Below are 23,756 nucleotides of genomic sequence, written 5' to 3'. Positions count from 1 at the left end.
TTTTTTGCTGTTTGGACTCAGCGCACGACCTTGCCGCCCGCCGCCACCGTCACGGCGATGATGAGCGCGCCATATACGATGGAGCGCACGCCCGCGTCCGCTCCAACCGCGTTGAGTACGGCGTTGGTGAGAAAGAGGAACATCGATGCGCCCCAGACGCCTGCGATCGTCGCTTTCCCACCGGCCACGAGGGTGCCGCCGATCACGACGACCGCAATCGAAATCAGCATGTATTCGACGCCCATGTCGAGCGATGCGCCGCCGGACGTCGCCGATATGAGCAACGCAGTCAGCGATGCGATCATCGACGACATCACATACGCGAGGCAGCGCGTGCGGTGCACGTCCACGCCCGCAAGCCAGGCGGCACGCGCATTCTGGCCGATGGCCGACAGCCTGCGCCCATAGACCGCGCGATGCAGCAGCACGGCGAGCGCGATCGATAACGCGAGCGCGAGCAGCGCAATGTACGGCACGCCCAGGAAACGTCCGGTCGCGAATGCGCCGAGCGCGGGCGGTGGCGGCGGAAGCTGTCTGCCTTGCGTGATCGCGATCGACTGAATAATGAAACTCGACGACAGCGTCGCGATGATCGGCGGAATGCGCAGCATGCGAATGAGCGCGTAATTCGCGATGCCAATCGCGACGCCCACGCCGAGCGCCGCCGCGATACCCGCGACGATCTGACCGTTCGCGCCGCCCATCGTATGCATGCCGACCACGCCGGCAAGCGCGATTGTCGAGGGCACCGACAGGTCGATGTTGCCCACGCCCGATGTGATGACGAGCATTTGCCCCAGGCCCACCAGCACCATGAAGACGCCATACGTGAGCGCCGTTTGCGCGACATTGCTCGCGATACCGAAGCCGAAGATCGCGACGATGGCGAGCCATACCAGCACCGCACCGATAAAGGACCAGACCCACGGCGCCTGAATCGCCTTGATGCGCGACCATGCGCTCGTATTGTTTTCAGCGAGGGTATTCATCGGCGCTCTCCGCGTTGCAGCAGCACGCGTAGTGACAGGACCACGATCAGAATCGCGCCCTGCATACCGACCTGCCAGTCGGAGGAGATGTTCAGGAACGCAAGGAACGATGCGGCGAGCGTCAGCGTGATCGCGCCGAGCACCGCGCCGATCACCGACACGCGACCGCCCATGAATTCGCCGCCGCCGAGTATCACGGCGGCAATCGAGAGCAGGGTGTAGCGCAACGCGAGATTTGCATCGGCGGATGTGGTGAGGCCGAGCAGCGATAAACCCGACAGCACGCCGAACACGCCCGCGACGCCGTAGAGCGTCGCCTTGCTGCGCACGAGCGACCAGCCGAAGCGGCGCATCGCGCGCGGATTGCCGCCTGCACCGCGCACGCGCACGCCCGCCGACGAGCGCATCAGGAGCAGATGCCCGACGATCGCAATCAGCACTGACCACACGATGGGCGCCGCGATGAACGGCGTCTGATAGTTCATCGCCGCGCCGAGCCACGTCGGGCTCGTGCCGCCCGGTGAAGGGAGCAGCACGATAGCGAGGCCGCTCCACACGAACGACAACCCGAGCGTCACGACGATCGACGGAATCTGGCGCAACTCGACCAACGCGCCGACGGCCGCATAAGTGAGCACGCAGCCGACGAGCGCGAGGGCGCCGAGCCACGGTGTCTTCACGAGCAGCGTCGCGCCGATGCATGCGACGAGACTCACGAACGGCCCGATCGACAGGTCGAGATCGTTGACGGTGATGATCGCGAGTTGCGCGAGCGTCGCGAGGACGATCGGCACCGCAAGATTCAGCAGCAGGCTCGAGCCAAAGTAGCTCATTACCGCGGGCTGCATGACAAGGATAGGTATCAACACCGCGACGAGCGATATGGCGGGAAGCATCGCGCGCAAACGCGCTTGCGTGATGGCGAATGTCATGCGGCCTGCTCCTCGAAGCTGGCCGCGAGCAGTGCTTCTTCCGTGCATTCGTCGGCATGAAGCATGCGCGTGACGGCGGCCGAGCGGAACACGTAAGTGCGGTCGCAGTGCGACAATTCCTCGTTTTCCGTGGTGTACCAGACGAACGTGCGGCCCTTTGCGGCTTCGTCGTGAACCAGTTGATAGATGTCGCGCTTGGTGCCGACATCGACGCCGCGCGTGGGATCGTCCATCAGGATCAGCTCCGCGTCCGATGCAAGCGCGCGCGCAAAGAGTACCTTTTGCTGATTGCCGCCCGAGAGCGACAGAATCCCCGCGCTCATCGCCGCCCCGCGTATGCCGATCTTCGCGCGCCACTCCTCGACGATGGTCCGCGCCGCCGCAAAATCGACGAGGCCGCGCTTGCGCGGCGCACCGCCCGCGAGCCAGCGCAAGTCGAGATTCTGAGCGATGGACCAGATCGGGAAGACGCCGTCGCGCCCGCGGTCGCCGGCGACGAAAGCCACCTTCGCGCGGCTCGCGCCGCGCTTCGTCGCGGCTTCATAGATCGCAATAAGCGCCTCGGTTTGCCCCTGGCCCGCCAGTCCCGCAAAGCCGATCACTTCGCCGCGCGACGCTTCTATCGGCGTATGGCGCTTTGCGCCGATGTTCCATATGAAGTGCCGCTCCCGCTCGCGATCCGCCTGGACGCGAGTTACGACAGACGCCTTGTCGGCTTCGAGGTGCTGCCCCATCGCCTGGATGATCGACTCGCGGCTCGACTGTTCTCGCGAAAGCACGCTGACGATGCTGCCGTCACGCATGACCACCACGCGGTCGGCCACGCGCTCGATCTCGCCGAGCATATGCGTGATGAGCAGGCAGGTGACGCCGCTTGCCGCCGCCTTGCGCACAAACGCGAGCAACTGTTCTGCGGTATGCGCATCGAGCGATGACGTCGGCTCGTCGAGAATGACAAGACGCACGGGCGTGTCGGTGACGGTAAATCCGCGCGCAATCTCGACCATCTGCTGTTGCGTCAGCGTGAGGTCGGAGACAAGTTCATTGCCCTTCAGCCCGTTGCCCGGGAAAATCTCGTCGAGCTTCTCGTGCATCAGCTTCGTGGCCGTGCGGCGCCATCCGCGCCCACGCAGTTGCGGATGCACGATGCACATGTTCTCAGCGACCGTCAGGTTTGCGCAGAGCGACAACTCCTGAAACACGCAGCGTACGCCGGCATCGCGTGCGGCGTTGGCGTCGTAATGCGGCGCGTGCCTGCCTTCGACTTCGATGCGCCCTTGCGTCGGCGCATGGACGCCCGCCAGCACGGCCGTGAGCGTCGATTTTCCCGCGCCGTTATGTCCGGCAATGCCGACGCATTCGCCCTGCATGAAGGTGAAGTCTATGTCGTTGAGCGCGCGCACGCGCCCGAAACTCTTACTAATGCCTTCGAAGCGAATCAGCGCCTCACGTCGGGCAATCGCGTCTCCTGTTCCGCCCATTCACATGCTCCATGCGTGGCGATACTTCGATTCAAAAGATTTATTTCTTCTTGTCCAGAAGCGCGACCGTCTGAGGCAGCGTATAGGTGACGTCGCTGATGCCGCCCGGCGGCGTCGCCGCCAGCTTCGCCGGCAACTCCTGCTGCGAAATTTCGAGCAGCGGCACGTTGATGGTCACGTCCTTCGGAATTTTCTTTCCTGCGAGAACCTGCTGCGCGACCCAGAACGCGAATGTGACCGCGCCCGGCGGATTGGACAGCGACCGCGACTGATAGCCGTTCTTTGTCTGCTCGTTCCACCAGTTGAGTTCGGGATACGTGCTGCCAATGATCATCGGCGGCGTGGTGCGATTGGCGGCTTTGAAAGCCTGCGCGATGCCGAACGACATCTCGCCTTCGGTCGCGACGCCATCGACTTGCGGCAGTGTCGGCAAGATGCCCGCAACGGCTTTTTGTGCGACCGACTGCGTCCAGTCGCCGTTCACCGATCCCACGAGTTTCATGCCGGGATGCTTTTTCATCGCATCGAGCACACCTTCATGCATCAGGTTGTCGACGGAAATGCCCGCCACGCCCCGCACTTCGAGAATGTTCCCCTTGCCGTTCAGCCGTTGCGCGAGATAGTCCACACCCTGCTCAGCCCAGCCCTTGAAATCGAAGTTCACTCGATACGCACACGGCTCGTCGACGATACCGTCGAAGGACACGACGACCACACCCGCTGCGCACGCCTTCTTGATGGTGCCGTTGAGCGCGGTCGGCGACACGGCGTCGATGACGATCGCGTTATAGCCTTGCAGGATCAGGTTCTGCACCTGCTGCGCCTGCTCCGTCACCTGGTTTTCGGCAGTGGTAAATGCGGGAGCCGCACCGATTTTCTTGTCCGCGACGGCCTGTTGCGAGACCGTGTTCCAGCTCTTCAACATCGACTGCCGCCAGGAGTTGCCCGCAAAGCTATTCGACAGCGCGATCTTCTTTTGCGACGTATCGCCGGTGGCCACTTGCGCGCGCGCTGCGCCCGCGAACATACATGACGCTGCGGCGAGCGTGATCGTCACCTGCTTGGCTGAGCGGAACATGGTGTCTCCTTGTTGTTGTGCTGACTGCTCGGACTGCTCGGATCGGCTTCGTCGATTCAATGCGCGCGGAAGCGCCTTCAGGGCGGCGCTGATTGAAAGCTGGACGAAAAGCGGGAGGGGGCGGGTACGTGCGTGACTCGAGCGGACCGCATGCGGGCAAGGCGGCAAGCGCCGGTGCTGAAGCACTGAAATGACATCGTCATGAGCACGCCTTTTTTGAGCGCATCCGCGAAATCGCCGATGCTATGCTTTCAAACGGTTGCTTCCAGGGACTGCCTTCAATTTCATTGCGGTCAGGCCATACGAGTGGTCAGGCCACCGGACCGCCGAGGCAGTATAGCGACTGTCTTTGAGTGATGCAATTCGATCGACGAAACGGGTAAAGGAGCGCGAATGAACCTGCCAATGGACCTGCCCACTCTCAAACCCGAGCGTCTGTATCAGCGAATCTCGAGCCTGATCATCGGGCTCATCGAAGACGGTACTTACGAGCCGGGACAGGCGCTGCCTGCCGAACGCGATCTGGCCCGGCAACTCGGCGTGGGGCGTTCTTCCGTGCGCGAGGCATTGATTGCGCTCGAAATCGCGGGGCGAGTGGAGATACGCACTGGGACCGGCGTTTTCGTGCGCCAGTTGGACAAGTCACGCGAACAGGCGCCGGTGCAAGACGCAGCGTTCAGCGTTGCCGATCTGCTTTCCGCACGCGCGATGATAGAAGGCGAAATCGCGGCGCTTGCTGCAAAGAACGGCACCGGCAAGCAGCGGCGCTTGCTTACGCGCATCATCGGCGACCTGGAGGCGCAGTCGGTGAACGACGCCGCGTTTCTCGAAGAAGACAGGCGCTTCCATGTGCTCATCAGCGAGATGACGGGCAACCCGCTACTGACCGAGGTGATGACGATGCTATGGAACAAGCGCTATAGCCCCGTGTTCACGCACCTCGAAGCTTTTTACGCTGACAAGCAGATTACGCTGGCGATGAACGCGGATCACCGCAGGATTGGCGAGGCCATTCTCAATCGCGATGCACGCGCCGCGAAGACCGCGATGCGGGCGCACTTGCGCAACGTGCATCGCCGTCTGTTCGCGGCCTAGCGAACGGCGTTGGGTTAGCGCTGTACTCGTCGCAATCGATACAACCCGAAGCGTTGCCGGTGCGGTGGCAATCGTTCGGCTCACCGAAGTCTGCTGTCGAACAGTCTGCCTCCGGCACGGTCGCGTCGCACAACGAGCAGGACTCCAAGGCCGGAAATCCCCATTCCCATAGCCATGGGCCATGACAGTGGCTCGCGAAACATCGCCCATGCCCAGATCAGCGTGATCGGAGGACTCAGAAAGAGTACGCTCGTGACGCGAGCAGACGACGAGCGCCGTAGACACGTCCAGTAAAGCCCCCATCCGCCAAGCGTCGCCAGAATGGCAGTCCAGGCGACGCTGGCAGCAAACCCCACGGTTGCGATCGGCATGACGTTGCCATGCGATGCCTGCAGCCATAGAAAGACCGGACAGGAGACAACGCTTTGCAGCCAAAGCATGCCCAGCGGGCTCAAACTTCCCGCGCGAGCCGTTGATCGTTGCTGCCAAACCGTAGCCGCTGCAAGTGAAACCATACCTGCAACCGGCAGTGCGTATGCCCATGCCGGCGCTTTTCCGAGCGCCACCGCGTCGCGACAGACAATCAACATTCCTGCAAGGCCAAGCGCTAGTCCGGCCCACACACTCTTCGGGCTGTGCTCGCGGAAGACGCAGGTCGAAATGATTACTACGGCCACTGGAAGCAAGTCTGCAATGAGGGCGGCGAGACCGGTCGGAACACCAAGCTCGATTCCTCTCGCGACGCCGGCGAGATACCCCGCTGTCGCGAATACCCCAATGATCGACTGCCGGATCAATACGGGCAAAGGCGCACTCCGAATCTCGCGAGCGACGAAGGGAAAAAGACAGAGCGAAAGTGTTATGAACCGCCACAGCAGCACCAGAAGTACTGGAGCGTAATCCGCGGAGAACCGCATTCCAACAAAGCCGGAACTCCACGTCAGGACCATCCCCGCCTCGAGCATGGGCAGCGGCACGCGGTTCGCGTCGCGCGAATTGGGGTTCAAGCTTGCATTGTGTGTCGATGTTCTCGCCATTCATGCAGAGTAGTCCGCCGGGATAGATTCGAAAATTGAAATAGACTGACTCAGTCATTTAACAGAATTAAACCATGAGCACCGTTCTCGACATCGATCTCCTGCGGACCTTTCACGCTGTCGCCCGGTTAGGACGCTTTCGCGCGGCGGCGGAACTGGTCAACAGGAGCCCCGCGGCCGTGAGCATCCAGATTCAGCGCCTCGAGGCTATTGCAGGTGGGCGGCTCCTCGAACGGGACAATCAGTCGGTCACGTTGACGGCGCTCGGCAAGCGGCTTCTGTCCAGTACGGGCGAGGTGCTTGCGGCGCACGATCGCGTTGTGGAAGACATCAAGGGAAAGAGACTGGCCGGCCGGGTCATATTCGGCATACCGGATGAATACGCTGCGCATGTGATCCGCGATATCTTGCCGGGCTTCGCGACCAGTTGGCCCAACGTGGTTCTCGAAGTAAAGACTGCACCGAGCTTCAAGCTTCGCGATCAGATCAGTCGCGGCAAGCTCGATCTGGCGATAGTCGTTCAGCCCGCAAAGGAAAGCAGGTCTGCGGATGTACTGACCGTGACAACGCCGGTTTGGGTCGGCAGCCCGAGCTATGTCGTCGATGACACCCGTCCGCTTCCGTTGGCGCTTTATGCGGAGCCGTGTCCTTATCGTGCAGCAATGACGAGCTCACTGCAGTCAGCAGGAAGGAAGTGGCGGGTGATCCTCGACAGCGGCTCGACTCAGGTGATCAAGGCTTGTGTCGAATCCGGTCTGGCCGTGACGCTTCTCGACCGTGCACGCGTCAGCGCCGATATGCGGGTGCTCGACGGCCTGCCGCAGATTGAAGACCACGATGTGGTTCTGATGCGCGGCGATCGGGGCCGCACAACGGAGGCAATGGAACTCCTCGCAACCACGCTGCGGCAACGATTCAGACTTTAACGAAGGCACTCAGCACAACAGGCATCACAACATGTTTTTCTCGGGGCATCCAGGTGTGCGCCGTTTTGGAAATTGCGGCGCACACCTATCCACGATCGATCAAAGTTCAGGCTTCAGCCGATACAACTCCGGCACGAGCGCGAGCAACAGACGCTTCGCGGAAAAGAGGCGAGGCGAGATATGAGTGGCGACGTACCATGTCGCTGCCACGTTCATGCTTCGCAGTTTGAAATCGGGGCCGACCATCGCGCTTGCGAAATGCAGATCGCCCAGCGTCTTGCCGATGATCTCCTGCTTGATCCTCGCGCGCGCCGGCGGATCGAGCGCAATGAACGACAGTTCCGACATTTCGTGAAGCAGCCGGTACATGCTGTTGTAATGGTGCAGCGTTTTCGTCGTGAACATTGTCGAATCCATTCGCAGGCGTCTTTTGAATAGCGCCTGATTCAGCACGGCCACTTTGATCCGTTGTTGCAGCAGCAATGCTGCGAAGAAGTGATTGTCTTCGTACACGATGCCTTCCAGGAAGCGGAGGCTTCCGATCGCCGAACGTCGCGTAATGAAGCAGCATGGCGATACGAAATAGCGTCCTTGCCGCAACGACTCGACGACGAACTCATTCGACCAGAACGTCGCGGTTCCCAGAGGCCGCCGGTAACCATTCACTTCCTGCTTGTACATGGGCGCGTCGTTCGGGAACACAGCAGCCTCGAACATGACGGCGTCGATCTCGGGATTGCTGAATTCCCGATGGCACACGCTCAACGTGTCGGTGTCGATAATGTCGTCGCTGTCCATGTAGTACACATAGGAGCCGGTCGCGAGCGAGGTGCCCAGATTGCGCGCCGCGGATTGCCCGCGATTGGGCTGATAGACATAGGTGAAACGCGGGTCGGTATCGCAATAGCGCTGCGCAATCGCGGCGGTGCCATCCGTGGAGCCGTCATCCACGATGATCGCTTCGAAATCCGTGAAGGACTGGCCGGCGATGCTTGCGAGCGCATCGTCGAGATAGGCCTGCACGTTATAAGCCGGCACGATGATGGAAAAAGCTGACATAGGGCACCTTGATTGTTTGATGAACCAGAACCGCACTCAACCCGCATCCGCGCCGCGTGGCTCCTGACCCGCTGACGGCGCAACAGGCGACCGACCCGCACCGCGCGAAGTGGGAGCGACGCCGCGAAAATACAGCCACACGAAGGCCACTGCGCCGACCACTTCGGTCAGGATCACGGCCACGATCGTCCCTTTGGCGCCGCCGTAGCGAGTGAGTGGAACGACATAGAGAAGATGCAGAACGGTTGCGCCGACAAACACATTGGTCAGTGAGCGCGCCCGTCCTTGCGCGAGCAGTCCCAGGTCGCCGAATACAACTGCCACGCTGATGATCGGCGGCAACACGGCCTCTAGTCTCAACAGAGGAATCGACGCGTGAAACTGCGGCCCAATCCACGTTTCGATGCCCCACGCCGCGAGCAATTCGATACCGATAAAAAGGCTGATCGAAGTCGAGAACACGGCAAGCATTGCCATACGCATCAGACGCTGCGCGGCTTGAGGATCGGTCGCATGGTATTGGCTGATGCGTGGATAGAAAGCCTGGCTAATCACCATGAACATGGCTTGCGCCGCCACGCGGATCTTGTCCGCCATTGCGAACTGGCCGACTACTTCCGGTCCGTGAAAGTAATTCAGCAGAATGGAATTGAAGTTCACATAAAAGCTGATCAATACGAAAGAGAGAAAAAGCGGGAACCCGTCTTTCAGCGCCTCGACGATCTTGCTCGTGGATGTACCGACGAGTTTCACCAGTCGATTGCGATGGAGAATCCACAGCGCACAGATCGCGAGCAGCACATTGCCGAGACTCACACCAAGCGCGGCGAGCGCCGCGTCGCCCGGACCTCTTACTGCGAGGTACACGAAGACCAGTCCGACGAGCCGCGAAAGAAACGTCGGTAAAACTAGCGCGCGCATGCGCTCCAGGCCCTGGAACAACCATATCGGCGTGACGGCGTTGGCGACGATCCCGAGAAACAACGCGGCCAGCACGTCGGCATGCTGTCGCAGGTCCGGCACGAACAACACACCCGCAACGATCAGCACGAGTGCTCCCATGACGAGCACGAGTCGCGCAGCGGAAGTGCTCGTGTAGACCTCTGCCAAACCGCGAGGGTCGCCGCGGTTCACGGAGACGTGCCTCGTTGCCGTGAAGTTGAAACCGTAGTCGGTCAACAAGACCATGTATTGGGCAACCGCCTGACAATAGGCGAGGACCCCGAACTCTCTCGCACCGAGTACATGACCCAGGTACGGCAACATCAGCAACGGTACGATATAGTTGCCGCCCTGGATAAGAATGAGATAAAGCAGCGTCTTACGAATCGGAGTAGTCATAAAAATTGGTCTGATGCGATGTGGCTTTCCTCCTGCGTGAGCCGCTCTACAGGATCTGGTGACGCTGTGCGCGGAATTCGGTGGGCGACATGCCGTACCTTTCCTTGAAAAGACGGCCAAGCCGGTTGCCGTCGCCCATTCCACACCGGCGTGCAATCTTCCCGATAGGAACGTTGGTGGAACTCAGCATTGCGCGGACAACTTCAAACCGCGTGCGCAGCAGGTACTCCAGCGGCGTCATGCCGAACTCCTGCTTGAAGCGTCGCCGAAAATTACGCTTGCTCATCGCTGCGGATTCCGCTGCTTGTGCCACGGAAATAGGCTTGCTGTAGTTTTCTTTTATCCAGCGCGCCGACTCTCGAACCTTGCTCGTCGTGGTGAGCGACTTCGCGTCACCTTCGCGGGGCCTCGTGGGCTTGACCGCATTGGTCTGCAGGTCGAGCGCGACCTTGCGGGCAATCTGCGGGCCGAGGTCGCGCTCGATCTGGGCGACGGCCAGTTCAGCTGGTGTCGCTCCGCTCGCGCGCGGTCCCGCAACCTCGTCGTCGAACAGAACGACGGGTACTGCCAGCCGCGAAGCGTTTTTATAAACCACCGCGAGCTTCGAGCCTTGCGTAATGCGAAGCGATGCAATGGCTCCCTGACGGGTGATCCACGAATGAAGGCGATCTGTCGGCTCGGTTGTCACCGCCGAGTCGCGGCAGGCCACGAAGAACGCATGGAAGTCGCTGATGCTGTAATGATTAAGTTGTTCCGTGCCAATGCAAATGCCACAGGAGCTGGTGACAAGCCCCCCCTGGTCGGACAATACCGTTAGACGGTAGGGCGCCTGCTCGCCCCGGGCGAGTTCCGCCGCGTTAGCCAGACGGAAAGCGTCCCCAATGGCGCCCGCGGTCGCCGTAAAGAAGTTCTGGGAAACGAGAAGGCCAATGTGCTTCGACGGTTGTGAGTAGTCGATTTTCTCATTGACACGCAGACTTGAGAATTCAACAAGATCCATCACGATTAGGGCTCCCAATATATTTATCAAATGCACATAGCCGGTCAGACGATAGCTGCATTGTAGTAACAGCTGATTCGACAAACTTCCGCCCAATCGGCGGCACAGCCGCCAATTGCTTGTCGCGCATCGCCACTACGCGGCCCTTCGAAACGCCGTCATTCACGCCGCATTGCGGCCCTGACAGCTGCTGCAATCGTCGATACGATCCGTAGCGGAATCATTACGATCGCCACGACCGCGAAAACGACAATCACCGCCAATACATAAACAGTTGCAAACCCAATCAATATCGACGTGAACGCGAACCTTTCGGCACGCGATGCCAACGGCAGATCACGCCAATTGCCGTGCGGCCCGCCTTCTTCCATGGCTACTCTCGCTCAGGCGGTACCTGTGCGGGCGCGGCGGCGGAATTCTGTTGGCGAGACCCTGAAACGTTTGCGAAATAGCTTCGCGAGCTGCGATCCATTGCCCATGCCACTGCGGCGCGCAATCTTGTCGACGGGCAAATCGCCCTCGGCCAGCAAGCGGCACGAGCGCTCGAGACGTGCTCTCAGCAAATACTCGGAGGGTGTCGTGCCGATCTGCTGGCGGAACCTGCGCAGAAAAGTCCGCTCGCTCATTGCAGCGGCTTGAGCGACCTCGGCGATCGAAATGTCGTGCTCGCAGTTTTCGGTGAGCCATTGCGCGGAAGCGTGGATTTTCTCGTCTTCCTTTTTCGGTGCTCCCGACTTTGCAGAACTTAAGGGACTTGAGTATGGAAAGAAGCTGATGCGTATTTCCGCAGGTCGCGCAATGACTGCGCCATGATCTGTTTGGTCCAGGATCCATACGGGAGCAATTAAGTCTTGACAATCCAGAGTGGACCTGACGATAGACGCAAGCGTTGCATCCGTATCGGGCGCAATAAGCATTTGCAACTGATCGGTGCCACCGTGTGCGCGGCGGCGAATTGCCGCAGTACTTCCGGCAGCGACGCTTTCGAGATCGATTTCGTCGAGGCCGGCTTCAAGATCACGGCTCGAAACGATATCTATATGTGCATTCGTATTAATTAGACGAAGCACTTGTGCCGCATTATCCGTTGGTAGGAGGCAACTAGCGGGGCCGACTTTATTCATGCTGTCTCCTGTTGTTCAAGGTCTAACTATTTATTGGTTGAATGCCGGTCAGGTATGACAGTGCTTTATAGGGACGTGGGCGAAGAAGCGTCGAGGACGATGCTTACGCAATCTTTCTTCGCTGGGAGTTGAATGAAAGGATACGCTGTAAGGCTGGTTGCGTGCTCACCTAAATTCAGCCTCAAACAGCCAACCTTGGCTGACAACGCAGACGTGCGTTAAAACCTGCCGCTCAGTGCGGGAGAGCGAACGCCGAGGCGTTGAAAGTTCAACTTCATTGCCCTGAAAAAGCCTCTAGATCCGCTGAAAACGCGGCATGAAGAGAGTGTCATCCATAAACCTTAAAGAAATATGAGTAGGAAACCGAAGTAATTTATGCCGCCGCATGGGTAAGCCAGGTATTACCCGATCGTGTCACCTTCCGACAACATCGGGTGTGTAACGGTCATTGCCTTCATTCCGTACACGGTGTACCGCTCAACCGGCGTCGGTGTGCAATGCAGCCTCCTTTGTGGCGCTGGCCGTCTCCGAGGCAGGTAGCGGCAATTCATTTGCCGCTTCGAGTCCTGCGTATTTGCGGATCACGTTGCGGGTAATCTGCTGAACTACGCCATTGCTCTTCGCCGCGCTATCCATTAGCGCGCGAGCCCAGTCGGTCGTGCCTACGTTAAACACTTCTCCCACGCTGCGGCGACCGTCACGAAGCAACGGACGGAAGATGCCGATCGCGCCTGCTCCGCCCATCTCCCAGCCCGCAAGCGGATCTGTAGTCGCCAGCGTTTCAAACGCATCGTCACTCCATTCGGGCGGGATGCCGTCGGCTTCATATCCGACGAGACGATCTTCCGCGCCAAACGTGTCGTCCTTTTGCAACTGAGTACCGGCGAATATCCAATGTTCTGGCCGCTTGACGGTAAAGCCGACCGCTCGACGCTCGCATTTGACCCACCGGCGACGCCAGCGTGACCATGTACCCCAGTGGCCGCCGCCGTGCTTATAAGTCAGTCCTATCAGATTGCTTTCATTGCCGCTTACACGTGGATCGAGATCGATCCGCTCCTTGAGCACGTCCCAGTTGTCCGCGAGCTTGCGCATCTCGGTGAGCTGACCGGGCTCCGAGCCGACGAACCTCACGGGCCGATAACACGTATTGCCGCTGAAAACCGCAAGGTTTCCGCCTTGCGTGACGAAATACGCGACATGCGCGCGCATTTCTTCGCTCCAGTACTCGTGGTGACCGACGCTCAGCATGCAGCGGTAGCGTGTCAGATCGAGGGCCGTCGCGCTGTGAAGATCGAGATCCGTGTAGAAGTCGCAAGCAATGCCTTCCTTGCGCAGCCACCGGATGAACTTGGCGTCCCAATGTGCGAACTGTTGACGGGTCGAGCGCGTATCGTACGGATCGACCGGTTCGCCGAGCCGTGCACCTAGCCCGCCGCCGGGGCGATGCAGGCTGACTTTATTCGCTGCCCGATAGCGGTGGACGCGATCGTCATAGAAGCTGCCGCCGCCCGTCGAGTTGTACGCGTGATAGGTAGCCGTAGGCACGATGTACGCAAGAGCCGCAGTCGGATTGCGCGGACGCGCGATGACGAGCGCCATGCTGTCGCTGTCGGGGCGTGCCGCGAATATCGGCCGATGCGCGGCGCACGACTGCCCAAGCTCGTGAACGGGCTTGCCGTCGGCATCGACCTCATAGGCGATCGCTACATAGGCGCCGGTCTCCAGGTCCGTCACGTTCGGCCGGATTGTGATCGTCGGCCAGTTCCAGTCCTCGTCGAAGCGCATCCGCACGTTATTGCCCGTGGATTCGAACAAGTACTTGCCGTCTTTCAACGTGGCCGTTACACCGTTTTTGCCTTCGACAACAACGCCGCACAGACTCGTCAGCGAGTCGTCGTCCTGTTGCTGATAAAGAGCAACGCTAAAGCGCGTGTTCGGCTGCACGGCGAGTTCGAAGCACGCTCCCGCCGTAAAGCTCGGATTGATCGGATAAATCTGCATGCTTGCTTCCTCGCGCTATCAAGCCGGCGTTGGCCGGCTCAATGAATTTCAATTACATGTGCGGCGCACGTTCGTCGTCATGCATCCGTTTGCTTGTACACACAAACTGTCAACCCATCTGTGCGCTACGCCTCATTCGACAGTGACCGACTTCGCCAGATTGCGCGGCTTGTCGACGTCGGTGCCGCGCGCGCAGGCCGTGTGATAAGCAAGCAGTTGCAACGGCACCACGTGCAGGATTGGCGACAAACAGCCGTAGTGGTTCGGCATGCGGATTACCCTTAGGCCATCTTCGCTCGCAATCCGCGAATCCTGATCTGCGAATACATACAATTGGCCGCTGCGGGCCCGCACTTCCTGTATGTTCGATTTCAGCTTGTCGAGCAGTGCGTCGTTGGGGGCGATCGCCACAACCGGCATCTGGCTTGTCACCAGCGCGAGCGGTCCGTGCTTCAACTCGCCGGCCGGATAGGCTTCGGCATGTACGTATGAGATCTCCTTCAGCTTCAAAGCGCCTTCCAGAGCGATTGGATAGTGCAAGCCGCGCCCGAGAAAAAGCGCATGCTCGGTCCGCGCGAATGCTTCGGCCCAGGCAATGATTTGCGCTTCCAGCGCGAGTACGCTGTTCAGGCGTGCCGGCAACTGATGCAACTGATCCAGATACTCGGCCTCCTGCGCCGCCGGAAGGCGCCCGCGCTGCTTACTGAGCGTAAGCGCCAGCAGAAACAATGCGACCAGTTGTGTCGTAAAGGCTTTCGTCGAGGCAACGCCGATTTCGGGTCCGGCACTCGTCAGATGCTGGAATTGCGCCTGGCGCATCATCGTGCTGCTTGCGACGTTGCAGATAGCCAGCGTGTGCCGGTGTCCCTGCGATTGAGCATGTTTCAGAGCCGCGAGGGTATCCGCCGTTTCGCCCGACTGCGACACGACCACGACTAGTGTATGAGGATTGGCGACACTGCTGCGATACCGGTATTCGCTGGCGACTTCTACCTGCGTCGGTACTTTGGCAAGCGATTCGAACCAGTACTTTGCGGTCATGCCCGCGTAGTAACTCGTGCCGCACGCGACGATCAGTAATGAGTCGATTTCGCGGAAAGCGTGCCTTGCGCCGGGTCCGAATAAGTCAGCCGAGATCGAATGAACCGCCTCGATTGCGTCCGCAATCACGCTGGGCTGTTCGAAGATCTCCTTATGCATGTAATGCCGGTACGGGCCGAGCTCCACCGCGTGGGTGTTCGAATGTTGGATCTTGACGTCGCGCTGGACGGTATTGCCGCGTTGATCGACGACCCGCACGCCGTCCAGCGTCAATTCCGCCATGTCGCCTTCTTCCAGATAAATGAACTTCTCGACCGTACCGGCGAGCGCCATTGCGTCAGACGCCAGATAGTTGCCTTGGTCGCCGAGTCCGACGACGAGCGGCGAGCCCGCGCGCGCGCCGATCACGCGGTGCGGATCATTTCTCGCGAATACCGCGATGGCGTATGCGCCATGCAGCCGTGCAAGCGCATGGCGCACGGCCGAAAGCAGGTCGCCCGAAGACTCCTTCTGCCAGGCATGATGAATCAGATGAGCGACGACTTCCGTATCCGTATCCGATTCGAAAACGTAGCCGAGTACTTTGAGTTCTTCGCGCAGCGACTCGTGATTTTCGATGATGCCGTTATGGACGATGGCGATTTCGCCGCTTGAGAAGATCGGATGTGCATTCCTTGCGACGGGCGCTCCATGAGTGGCCCATCTTGTATGTGCGATACCGATCATTCCGGACAAGTTTGCTTGCGCAACTTCTGCGGCAAGATTCGCAACGCGCGCAACACTCCGCACCCGCCGTAGCGCGCCTTGCTGAAGGACGGCAATACCGCACGAGTCGTAGCCGCGATATTCGAGGCGTCGCAATCCCTCGGTCAACATCGAAGTCACATCGCGCCGATCCACTGCTCCTACGATTCCGCACATGAAAAGCCCCTTGTTCGCAGCGGTTCAAACACCAACGGACTGAACTATCAAGTCTGTTGCATTGCAACCAAGCATAGACACCGCAGTGCAAACCGCGTTGAGCGCGGCGCGAAACGTTGAACCGTTGTCCGGTAAATAAGCACGCACCTTTCACGCGCAACAAACATGAAACATAAGCATGCTATTTCGTCATTGAACAAATGATATCGATGCTATCGAGAAATGCCGATTAAACGGTGAGAATGCGTCGCACTACCGCATTTACCCTTTAAGGAGCGATCGAACATGTATGCGATTACGGGTGTGACAGGGCAGGTTGGCGGCGCGGCGGCACGCGCCTTATTAGCGGCCGGACATGAAGTGCGCGCAGTCTTGCGCGACGAGAAGAAGGCCGCGCAGTGGGAGGAGCGTGGCGCCCAGGTGGCGATCGCATCGTTTGAGGACGCCGAAGCGCTCGCCGCAGCCTTTCGCGGCACGGCAGGCGTATTCGCGATGATGGCGCCGAACTTCGCGCCGGAGCCTGGCTATCCAGGCGCACACGCTGGAGCGGCTGTACTCAAAGCAGCGCTGACACAGGCGCGGCCTGAGCGCGTTGCGGTATTGTCTTCGGTTGGCGGCCAGCGTGTGTCCGGCCTTGGCCTGATCACGCAGGTTCATATTCTCGAAGAGGCGCTCGCTGACCTGCCGTTGCCCACCGCCATCATGCGGCCCGCCTGGTTCATGGAAAACTCGCTGTGGGACATTGCGCCGGCTCGCGACACGGGCGTCATGTCGAGTTTCCTTCATCCGCTCGAGCGCGCGTATCCGATGGTCGCGACGGCCGATATTGGCCGCGTCGTCGCAGATACGCTTGCACAGTCCTGGCAAGGGCGGCGCGTGATCGAGATCGAGGGCCCGCAGCGCTACACGCAGCGTGAAATCGCGGCGCTGCTTGGGCGGGTACTAGAGCGTGACGTGAAGGCGCAAGCGGTGCCGCGCGATCAATGGGAAGCGCGGTTTCAGGCGCAAGGCACGGCCTGGCCGGCGCCACGCATTGAAATGCTCGACGGCTTCAACTCGGGCTGGATTGATTTCGAGCCAGGCGTAAACGAGCATGTAGTGGGCAACACTGCCTATGAGACAGTGCTCGCCGAACTCGTCAAGCGCGCTGGCTGATCGGTTCGAAAGGTTGCCAACGCAAACGGCGAATAGCGCGGCGCAGTGTGCCAACGTCGCGCGGTGACGCGCTATTCGCACTGCGTTAATTCACCCTGAATGTCTGTGCGCCAACGCTCATTGGCAATCAGAAAATTGACTGGCCCGTATAGGTCGTCAACCATTCGAGTGCAAGAACTCCGGCCAGTGAATTGCCGTTTGCATCGAGCCCCGGCGACCACACGCACACTGCCATTTCTCCGGGCAATACCGCGACGATTCCGCCGCCCACGCCGCTCTTGGCGGGCAGGCCGACGCGATAGACGAAATCTCCGGCTGCGTCGTAAGTACCGCACGTTAGCATCAGCGCGGAAAGACGTTTCGCGGAACTGGTGTCCAGAATGCGCTCGCCAGTGGACGGCGCCACGCCATGATTGGTCAGGAACAGTGCTGCCTTCGCGAGTTCAACGCAGCTCATGGAAATCGCGCATTGACGGCAATATGCATCGACCACAACTTCCGGCGCCATTTCCATATTGCCGAAACTGGCCATGAAATGCGCCATCGCACGATTGCGGTGGGCGTGCTGCAACTCCGATTGGGCGACGCGCAGATCGTAGTCGATGCTTGCTTCGCCTGTTAAGCGCCGCATGAATTCGACGAGCGCGGTTTCGGCCTGAACGAAGCGCCGGCACAGCACGTCGGTCACGATCAATGCGCCGGCATTAATGAACGGATTGCGCGGCTTTCCGTGCTCCGCTTCGAGCTGAACCAGTGAATTAAAAGCATTGCCCGACGGTTCTCGACCGACACGTTGCCACAACTCGTCGCCAAGCAGCCGGAACGCCATTGTGCAGGCGAATAGCTTCGAAATGCTTTGAATGGAAAAGCGCGTGTCTGCTTCGCCGATCGTAAATACTTCGCCGGATGGCGTGACGATCGCCATGCCGAAGCTGTCGGCGGGGACTGTCGCCAGTTGCGGAATGTAATCGGCGACTTTGCCGGTGCCGAGGAAAGGCCGCAAGTCGCGATGGATCTGTTCGAGGATGGATGCGTAGTTCATGAGGCTCAACCCTGTGGAGCCGCGATTCTACTGGCAAGCATCCGCAATGTGTCGAGGCGGGCGCCGCGCGAAGCTTTGAGAGCCGCTGCGACGCCCGCGCTGCCGTCAATGCGCGCCTGCTGCGTCCTGACTGCCGCCCTTTGCGGGCCGGGTGATCCAGATCAGCGGAATGATCAGGATGAAGATGACCGCCGATATAAAGAAGATGTCGTTCAGGCCCATCATCGCCGCCTGCGTATTCACGGTGAAATCGAATAGCGCGTGCGCTGATTGCGTGTTCATATGCAGCAACGACTGCGTCGAATCGATCTGCTGGTTGAACAACGGGTTGTTCACGGATGCGCGTTCGGTGAGCCTTTCATGATGCAGCACTGTGCGGTTGTTCCAGGCATTGCCCGCTACCGAAGTACCCACCGCGCCGCAAAACACGCGAGCGAAGTTCGACAGGCCGGCCGCCGCCGGGATCTTCGCGGGCGGCTGTCCCGAGAGAATGATCGACGTCAGCGGCACGAAGAAGAGCGCCATTGGAATGCCTTGCAATAGCGTCGGTATCACGAGGTGCCAGGTGTCGATTTCGATCACGTACTTCGAGCGCATATAGAAGACGATCGCGAAGCCGACGAAAGCCATTGTCGCGATGATGCGCGCGTCGGAGCGCGGCAGCACGCGGCCCATTACCGGCGCGAGAATCACGGCGAAAATCCCGAGCGGCGCGGTGACGAGACCTGCGTCGACCGAGCGGTAATTCAGGTACTCCTGCATCCACTGCGGCAACAGCACGAGATTGCCGAAGAAAACGCCGTATGCGACGGAGATCGCAATCGTGCCGCCCAGAAAGTTGCGCTGCTGGAAAAGCCGCAAATCGACGATCGGGTTCTCTTCTGTCAATTCCCACACAAGGAAGAATGCGAAGCTGATCAGCGCGGTAATGCCGAGAATGACGATAACCGGCGACGCGAACCAGTCGAGATCCTTGCCCTTGTCGAGCATGATCTGCAACGAAGCTACCCATGTAATCAGCAGGCCCAGCCCGACCACGTCGATTGGCGGCTTACGGGTGGGCGACTCGCGAGTGCGATAGATCATCCACGTGACGCCGGCAGCAAAGAGGCCCACCGGAATGTTGATGTAGAAGATCCACGACCAGCTGTAGCTGTCCGTGATCCAGCCGCCGAGCGCCGGGCCGGCGATCGGACCGACGGTGGCGGTCATTGCCCATAACGCGAGCGCGGTCGACGCTTTCTCCTTGGGATACGAGCCGAGCAGAATGGCTTGCGACAGCGGAATCAGCGGGCCAGCCACGGCGCCCTGGAAAACCCGCGCGAGCAGCAGGATCGGCAGCGTCGGCGCGATGCCGCACAGCCACGAGGCGATCACGAACATCAGGATCGCGCCGACGAACAGCTTCACCTGGCCGATGCGCTGCGTGAGCCAGCCGGTGAGCGGAATTGAAACGGCATTGGCCGCGGCGAACACGGTGATGACCCAGGTGCCCTCGTCGACGGAAACGCCCAGGTTGCCCGAGATGGTCGGAATGGCGACGTTCGCTATCGACGTGTCGAGCACGTTCATGAACGTGGCGAGTGCGACGGCAACGGTCGCGAGCACCAGTTGCCCGCCTTGCAGCGGCGGTGGAGGGGCGGGTGGGGCGGACGCGGGCGCGGAAGGCGCCGCGGACGGTGGTTGGCTCAAGAGGTTCTCCCGGATCGATGTGCCGCGGACCTCGCGCGCCGATACCCCAGCACTGCTGCGTGGGCATGCGCCGCTTTCTGCCGCTAATGTGCCGCCACGATGCCGCTAAGTTGCCACGAAGTTGCCACTCAGGGTGCCATTCATGCGCCCCAATGCGACGCTCATGCGACATGCTGCGACAGGCAGCGCCATACGGTGAGGCGGGTCCGCTGGATGCTCGCAAAAGGATACCTGTATTCATCTTTCGACGTCGCCGACGCGCGCAGGCAGAGGCGGCACGAGCAAAGCCGACAGCGTATGCTCGCGGCTAGGGCCGACCCAGACTGCATATGCTGCAGTTTGCGACGCAGCAGGCGGCCGCCATCAACCGCAATTCAAACACAGCAAAGGAACAATATGGCCTGGGAGCAATTCGAACACGGCTGGCGGCGTGCGCCGCTGACTGCGCCTGCCAAGGGACTGGTGGTGCTGATGCACGGCGTGGGCAGCAATGCGCGCGATCTGATGCCGCTCGCGGACATCTGGAGCGAGCGTTTGCCCGACGTGGCCTTCACGTCGCTCGACGGCACCGATCCCTTCGACGGCGGTTTCGGCGGGCGTCAGTGGTTCAGCTTGCGTGACATTAGCGAAGGCAACCGCGAAGCGCGCGCTGCGACGGCCTATGCCGCGCTGCGCCGCATGCTCGAAGCCGAGCTGGCTCATTGGCAACTTTCTTTCGGACGGCTTGCGCTCGTCGGCTTTTCGCAAGGTTCGATCATGGCGCTTCATCATGTGGCGACGGGCGCCGAGGGCGCTGCATGCGTCGTCGCCTACTCGGGGCGGCTTGCGTCGCCCGTCGGCGCGCACAACGGCACACCGCTCACCCTGATTCACGGCGAGGAAGACGAGGTGATTCCGGTGCAGGAGCTCGAATACGCCGCCGACGCGTTCAGCGCGGCCGGCTACACCGTCGACGCCTATGCGTTGCCAGGCGTGGGCCACACGATCAGCGCGGACGGCGTCGCGCTCGGCGAGCAGGCACTCGAGCGCACGCTGGGCGCTTTGTCGCGCGATTGATACAGATCGCTTGAAAAGCGGGGCTAAAGATATCGATCTATTTGCCGTTAACTGCTCATAGCACGAAAATCACGCCCGTCGCGGGACTGCGCAGTGCCCGCGGCAGGGGTGACCGGGGGCGCATTTTTCATGCTGCCGTGCATGGGCGCTAACGACGCAAACAAGCGACGCAACTGAGCGAAGCCGCCACGCGACGCTACAGAGCGACACAACAGAGCCTTCTTATGGCCAAACCGACGCCGCATCACCCGCTTTTCGACCGACTGTTCCGCCAGGCCGTGACGGTGGACCTCGGCACGGCCAATACGCTCATTTACACCGACGACGGCGGCATCGTGCTGAATCAGCCGTCGGTTGTCTGCTTCGAAAAAGATCACTCGACCGGCCCAAAACGCGTCACGGCGGTGGGCGCCGAGGCGCGCCAGCTTCTCGGCCGGGAGCCGCGCAATCTGGAAGCCGTGCGCCCAATGCGTCATGGCGTGATCGCCAACTTTTCCGCCGCTGAGCACATGATCCGGCAGTTCGTCGATATGGCACGCCCGCGGCAATTGTTCAGCCGCCGCGCGGCATTCACGCTGTGCGTTCCTGCGAGCGCGACTCAGGTCGAACGTCGCGCGATCAAGGAAGCGGCCGTCGCGGCAGGCGCGTGGAAGGTGAGTCTGATCGACGAATCGCTCGCGTCGGCTGTCGGCGCGGGTTTGCCGGTGTCCGATGCGACCGGCTCGATGGTCGTCGATATCGGCGGCGGCACCACTGAAGTCGGCGTGATCACGCTCGGCGGCACTGCGTATAGCGGTTCGATCCGCGTGGGTGGCGACACCTTCGACATGGCGATCATCAGTTACGTGCGGAATCTGTATGGCGTGCTGCTCGGCGAGCAGACCGCCGAGCACGTAAAGAAAAATATCGGTTCGGCTGTGCGCGACGTGCCGGCCGAGCACATGAACGCGACCGGGCGCAGTGTTGACGACGGTTTGCCGCGCACGGTGCAACTGAGCAATCACGATATTGCCGACGCGATAGAAGGACCGCTGCGCCAGGTGATCGGCGCTGTAAAACGCGGGCTGGAAATGGCGCCCGCCGAACTCGCCACCGACATCGCGCACAACGGCATCGTGCTCACGGGCGGCGGCGCGCTGCTCGGCAATCTGGAGCGGCGCCTCTCGAACGAGATCGGCCTCGAAGTGCGCGTGGCCGACGAGCCGCTGACGTGCGCCGTGCGCGGCGCGGGCGCGGCAGCCGCCGCCGGCTTGCTGGAAGAGTTCGCTTACGAGTGAGTCGGCCGTAGCCTGCCGCGCGTTTTCGGCAGCACTCCAGCCGCGAATCTGCCGACCGGCACCGCAAGACGGGGCTATGTGACAATACATGTTACGTGGCGCTTGCAGATTCCTGCAAGCGCTCGATCCTCCCACTCAATTCATCCGGCCGGCGTCGCGGCGCTGCCGCGAACCATCTGTGAATCGATCCGCTTCTGAGTCCTTCGATACTTCCGCTCTCTTCATCGAACTGGAAAGCGGTTTGCGCATGCCCTATGTCGAGGCTGGCGAAGGCGAACTGCTGCTGTTCGTGCACGGCTCGCTTTGCGATTATCGTTACTGGCAGCCGCAACTCGCCGGTCTTTCGAAGCATTACCGTTGCGTCGCGGTGAGTCTCACGCACTATTGGCCGATGACCGATACCAGACCTGACGCCCCGTTCAGCTGGAGCGCGCATGCGGATCAGGTTGCGCAGTTCATCGAGCGTTTCGGCGTGGGAGCGGCCCACGTGGTCGGTCATTCGCGCGGCGGCTGCGTCGCGTTTCATTCCGCGCGCCGTTACCCGCAGCACATACGCACCCTGACCCTGGCGGACCCGGGCGGCCCGTTGCAGATCGCCGGGCGGCCACCCGCAAGCGTGCCCGAAACGGTCAATGCGTTACGAGCGCGGGCGGCGCAGTTGATCGAGAGCGGCGACGTGGAGGCAGGCCTGCAACTGTTCGTGGATTCGGTAAGCCGCCCCGGTTTCTGGGCGATGAGCACGCCGGCTTTTCGCCGGATGGCAACCGACAACGCGGCCACGCTCCCGCTGCAACTGCGCGATCCATTGCCGCCTTACGTGCCGCAAGAGGCCGCCGACGTGCGTTGCCCCGTGCTGCTGATAGACGGCGAAAAAAGTCCTGAGATGTTTCGGCGCACTGCGGCCGCGCTGCAATCGTGGTTGCCCGACGCACGGCGCGAAACGGTGCGCGGCGCGTCGCACGGCATGAATCTCGCGCATCCATCGGCCTTCAATCGTTACATCGACGAATTCATTCGCGCGACAAACGCCAGGTGACCGGCGGATCTTTCAAACGGATTGCTTAGGCCTTGCGATGCGCGTCCTTGTCGAGCGCGCGTTCCGCCGCTTCGCCAACCAGGCCGTGATAATAGAGATGCACGCCGATCGCGAGCGAGTCGTTGCGGATCTCGTGAAACGCTTTCCACGCTTTCGCCGGATCCTTGAACAGCAGGTAGTGCGCTTCATGTGCGATCAGATCCGCGACTTCGTGCAGCCCGTGCCCATGCAACACGTCGACTAGCGCGTCGAGGCTGCGATGCGTGCGCGCGTCGGTGCGCGGATACAGCATGTGCAGCACCGCGACGTCCTGCGTCTTCAAAGCCGCCGAGAGGGCAACGACGATGTCCTGATGGTTCAACGCGCTGACGGCGCTGTCTTCGCTATGGACGTGGTCCGGAAAAAGCGTTTCAAGAGAGGCGTTCATTCGGGTTCTTCCTGTTCTTCTGGCTGATTAAAAAGGCCCGCCT

21 protein-coding genes are annotated in these 23,756 nt (G+C 60.7%); 6 read left to right on the top strand and 15 right to left on the bottom strand.

Features of this window, described 5'->3' with window-relative positions; all coding sequences use genetic code 11:
- Window positions 1–17: 17 nt before the first annotated feature.
- The 4 genes from ACTJLB_RS18710 to ACTJLB_RS18695 are packed head-to-tail and all read right to left on the bottom strand — an operon-like array spanning window position 18 to window position 4,480.
- Window positions 18–989, bottom strand: coding sequence for an ABC transporter permease (locus ACTJLB_RS18710; RefSeq protein WP_440784138.1), 972 nt, complete (start codon window positions 987–989; stop codon window positions 18–20).
- Window positions 986–1,921: an ABC transporter permease gene (locus ACTJLB_RS18705; RefSeq protein ID WP_408173837.1), complete on the bottom strand. Its 936-nt coding sequence runs from the start codon at window positions 1,919–1,921 to the stop codon at window positions 986–988. Before ACTJLB_RS18705 ends, ACTJLB_RS18710 begins: the two co-directional genes overlap by 4 nt.
- A complete protein-coding gene (locus tag ACTJLB_RS18700; protein WP_440784137.1) occupies window positions 1,918–3,402 on the bottom strand; it encodes a sugar ABC transporter ATP-binding protein in 1,485 nt (494 codons plus the stop codon). Before ACTJLB_RS18700 ends, ACTJLB_RS18705 begins: the two co-directional genes overlap by 4 nt.
- Window positions 3,403–3,442: 40 nt before the next feature.
- Window positions 3,443–4,480 carry an ABC transporter substrate-binding protein gene (locus ACTJLB_RS18695; RefSeq protein ID WP_440784136.1) on the bottom strand — a complete coding sequence of 346 codons (1,038 nt, stop codon included), beginning with the start codon at window positions 4,478–4,480 and terminating at the stop codon, window positions 3,443–3,445.
- Between the two features lie 393 nt (window positions 4,481–4,873).
- Between ACTJLB_RS18695 and ACTJLB_RS18690 the strand changes: the two genes are divergently transcribed.
- A complete protein-coding gene (locus tag ACTJLB_RS18690; RefSeq protein ID WP_440784135.1) occupies window positions 4,874–5,575 on the top strand; it encodes a FadR/GntR family transcriptional regulator in 702 nt (233 codons plus the stop codon).
- Between the two features lie 80 nt (window positions 5,576–5,655).
- On the opposite strand, the gene ACTJLB_RS18685 is transcribed toward ACTJLB_RS18690, so the two are convergent.
- Entirely contained in the window at window positions 5,656–6,582 is a 927-nt protein-coding gene (locus ACTJLB_RS18685) for a DMT family transporter (RefSeq protein WP_408470993.1), read from the bottom strand.
- 104 nt (window positions 6,583–6,686) lie between these two features.
- Between ACTJLB_RS18685 and ACTJLB_RS18680 the strand changes: the two genes are divergently transcribed.
- Window positions 6,687–7,538 carry a LysR substrate-binding domain-containing protein gene (locus tag ACTJLB_RS18680; protein WP_087751161.1) on the top strand — a complete coding sequence of 284 codons (852 nt, stop codon included), beginning with the start codon at window positions 6,687–6,689 and terminating at the stop codon, window positions 7,536–7,538.
- A 99-nt stretch (window positions 7,539–7,637) separates the two neighbouring features.
- Here ACTJLB_RS18680 and ACTJLB_RS18675 read toward each other — a convergent pair whose 3' ends face one another.
- The 7 genes from ACTJLB_RS18675 to glmS form a co-directional block, all read right to left on the bottom strand.
- Window positions 7,638–8,597, bottom strand: a complete 960-nt coding sequence (locus ACTJLB_RS18675; protein WP_440784134.1) for a glycosyltransferase family 2 protein — start codon at window positions 8,595–8,597, stop codon at window positions 7,638–7,640.
- A gap of 36 nt (window positions 8,598–8,633) precedes the next feature.
- A complete protein-coding gene (locus ACTJLB_RS18670; protein ID WP_440784133.1) occupies window positions 8,634–9,938 on the bottom strand; it encodes a flippase in 1,305 nt (434 codons plus the stop codon).
- Between the two features lie 46 nt (window positions 9,939–9,984).
- Window positions 9,985–10,938 carry a GlxA family transcriptional regulator gene (locus tag ACTJLB_RS18665; protein WP_440784237.1) on the bottom strand — a complete coding sequence of 318 codons (954 nt, stop codon included), beginning with the start codon at window positions 10,936–10,938 and terminating at the stop codon, window positions 9,985–9,987.
- 158 nt (window positions 10,939–11,096) lie between these two features.
- Window positions 11,097–11,309: a hypothetical protein gene (locus ACTJLB_RS18660; RefSeq protein ID WP_020070922.1), complete on the bottom strand. Its 213-nt coding sequence runs from the start codon at window positions 11,307–11,309 to the stop codon at window positions 11,097–11,099.
- 12 nt (window positions 11,310–11,321) lie between these two features.
- Window positions 11,322–12,062: a helix-turn-helix domain-containing protein gene (locus tag ACTJLB_RS18655; RefSeq protein WP_440784132.1), complete on the bottom strand. Its 741-nt coding sequence runs from the start codon at window positions 12,060–12,062 to the stop codon at window positions 11,322–11,324.
- A gap of 477 nt (window positions 12,063–12,539) precedes the next feature.
- Window positions 12,540–14,066: a N,N-dimethylformamidase beta subunit family domain-containing protein gene (locus ACTJLB_RS18650; RefSeq protein ID WP_440784131.1), complete on the bottom strand. Its 1,527-nt coding sequence runs from the start codon at window positions 14,064–14,066 to the stop codon at window positions 12,540–12,542.
- A 132-nt stretch (window positions 14,067–14,198) separates the two neighbouring features.
- Window positions 14,199–16,028, bottom strand: coding sequence for a glutamine--fructose-6-phosphate transaminase (isomerizing) (gene glmS / locus ACTJLB_RS18645; protein ID WP_131318604.1), 1,830 nt, complete (start codon window positions 16,026–16,028; stop codon window positions 14,199–14,201).
- A 285-nt stretch (window positions 16,029–16,313) separates the two neighbouring features.
- Here glmS and ACTJLB_RS18640 point away from each other — a divergent pair, with 285 nt between their 5' ends.
- Window positions 16,314–17,183 (top strand): NmrA family NAD(P)-binding protein, encoded by an 870-nt coding sequence (locus ACTJLB_RS18640; RefSeq protein WP_440784130.1) that lies wholly within the window; start codon window positions 16,314–16,316, stop codon window positions 17,181–17,183.
- 127 nt (window positions 17,184–17,310) lie between these two features.
- Here ACTJLB_RS18640 and ACTJLB_RS18635 read toward each other — a convergent pair whose 3' ends face one another.
- Together ACTJLB_RS18635 and ACTJLB_RS18630 are read right to left on the bottom strand one after the other, a co-directional pair.
- Window positions 17,311–18,225 carry a glutaminase gene (locus ACTJLB_RS18635; RefSeq protein ID WP_131318608.1) on the bottom strand — a complete coding sequence of 305 codons (915 nt, stop codon included), beginning with the start codon at window positions 18,223–18,225 and terminating at the stop codon, window positions 17,311–17,313.
- Window positions 18,226–18,330: 105 nt separating this feature from the next.
- Window positions 18,331–19,917: a DHA2 family efflux MFS transporter permease subunit gene (locus tag ACTJLB_RS18630; RefSeq protein WP_440784129.1), complete on the bottom strand. Its 1,587-nt coding sequence runs from the start codon at window positions 19,915–19,917 to the stop codon at window positions 18,331–18,333.
- A gap of 396 nt (window positions 19,918–20,313) precedes the next feature.
- On the opposite strand from ACTJLB_RS18630, the gene ACTJLB_RS18625 reads away from it, so the two are divergent.
- The 3 genes from ACTJLB_RS18625 (at window position 20,314) to ACTJLB_RS18615 (ending at window position 23,286) form a co-directional block, all read left to right on the top strand.
- The gene (locus ACTJLB_RS18625) at window positions 20,314–20,973 is read left to right on the top strand and encodes an alpha/beta hydrolase (protein ID WP_440784128.1); all 660 of its coding nucleotides are present in this window, start codon (window positions 20,314–20,316) and stop codon (window positions 20,971–20,973) included.
- 224 nt (window positions 20,974–21,197) lie between these two features.
- Window positions 21,198–22,250 (top strand): rod shape-determining protein, encoded by a 1,053-nt coding sequence (locus tag ACTJLB_RS18620; RefSeq protein WP_020070913.1) that lies wholly within the window; start codon window positions 21,198–21,200, stop codon window positions 22,248–22,250.
- A 247-nt stretch (window positions 22,251–22,497) separates the two neighbouring features.
- Window positions 22,498–23,286, top strand: a complete 789-nt coding sequence (locus tag ACTJLB_RS18615) for an alpha/beta fold hydrolase (protein ID WP_020070911.1) — start codon at window positions 22,498–22,500, stop codon at window positions 23,284–23,286.
- A 25-nt stretch (window positions 23,287–23,311) separates the two neighbouring features.
- Here ACTJLB_RS18615 and ACTJLB_RS18610 read toward each other — a convergent pair whose 3' ends face one another.
- Window positions 23,312–23,713, bottom strand: a complete 402-nt coding sequence (locus ACTJLB_RS18610) for a hypothetical protein (protein ID WP_020070910.1) — start codon at window positions 23,711–23,713, stop codon at window positions 23,312–23,314.
- Window positions 23,714–23,756 lie beyond the last annotated feature (43 nt).

Source organism: Paraburkholderia sp. 22098 (genome assembly GCF_052045935.1).
In the GTDB taxonomy this organism is placed as follows: domain Bacteria; phylum Pseudomonadota; class Gammaproteobacteria; order Burkholderiales; family Burkholderiaceae; genus Paraburkholderia; species Paraburkholderia caledonica.
Note: the sequence above shows the minus strand (reverse complement) of the source record. Positions and strands in the feature narration are given on the sequence as shown.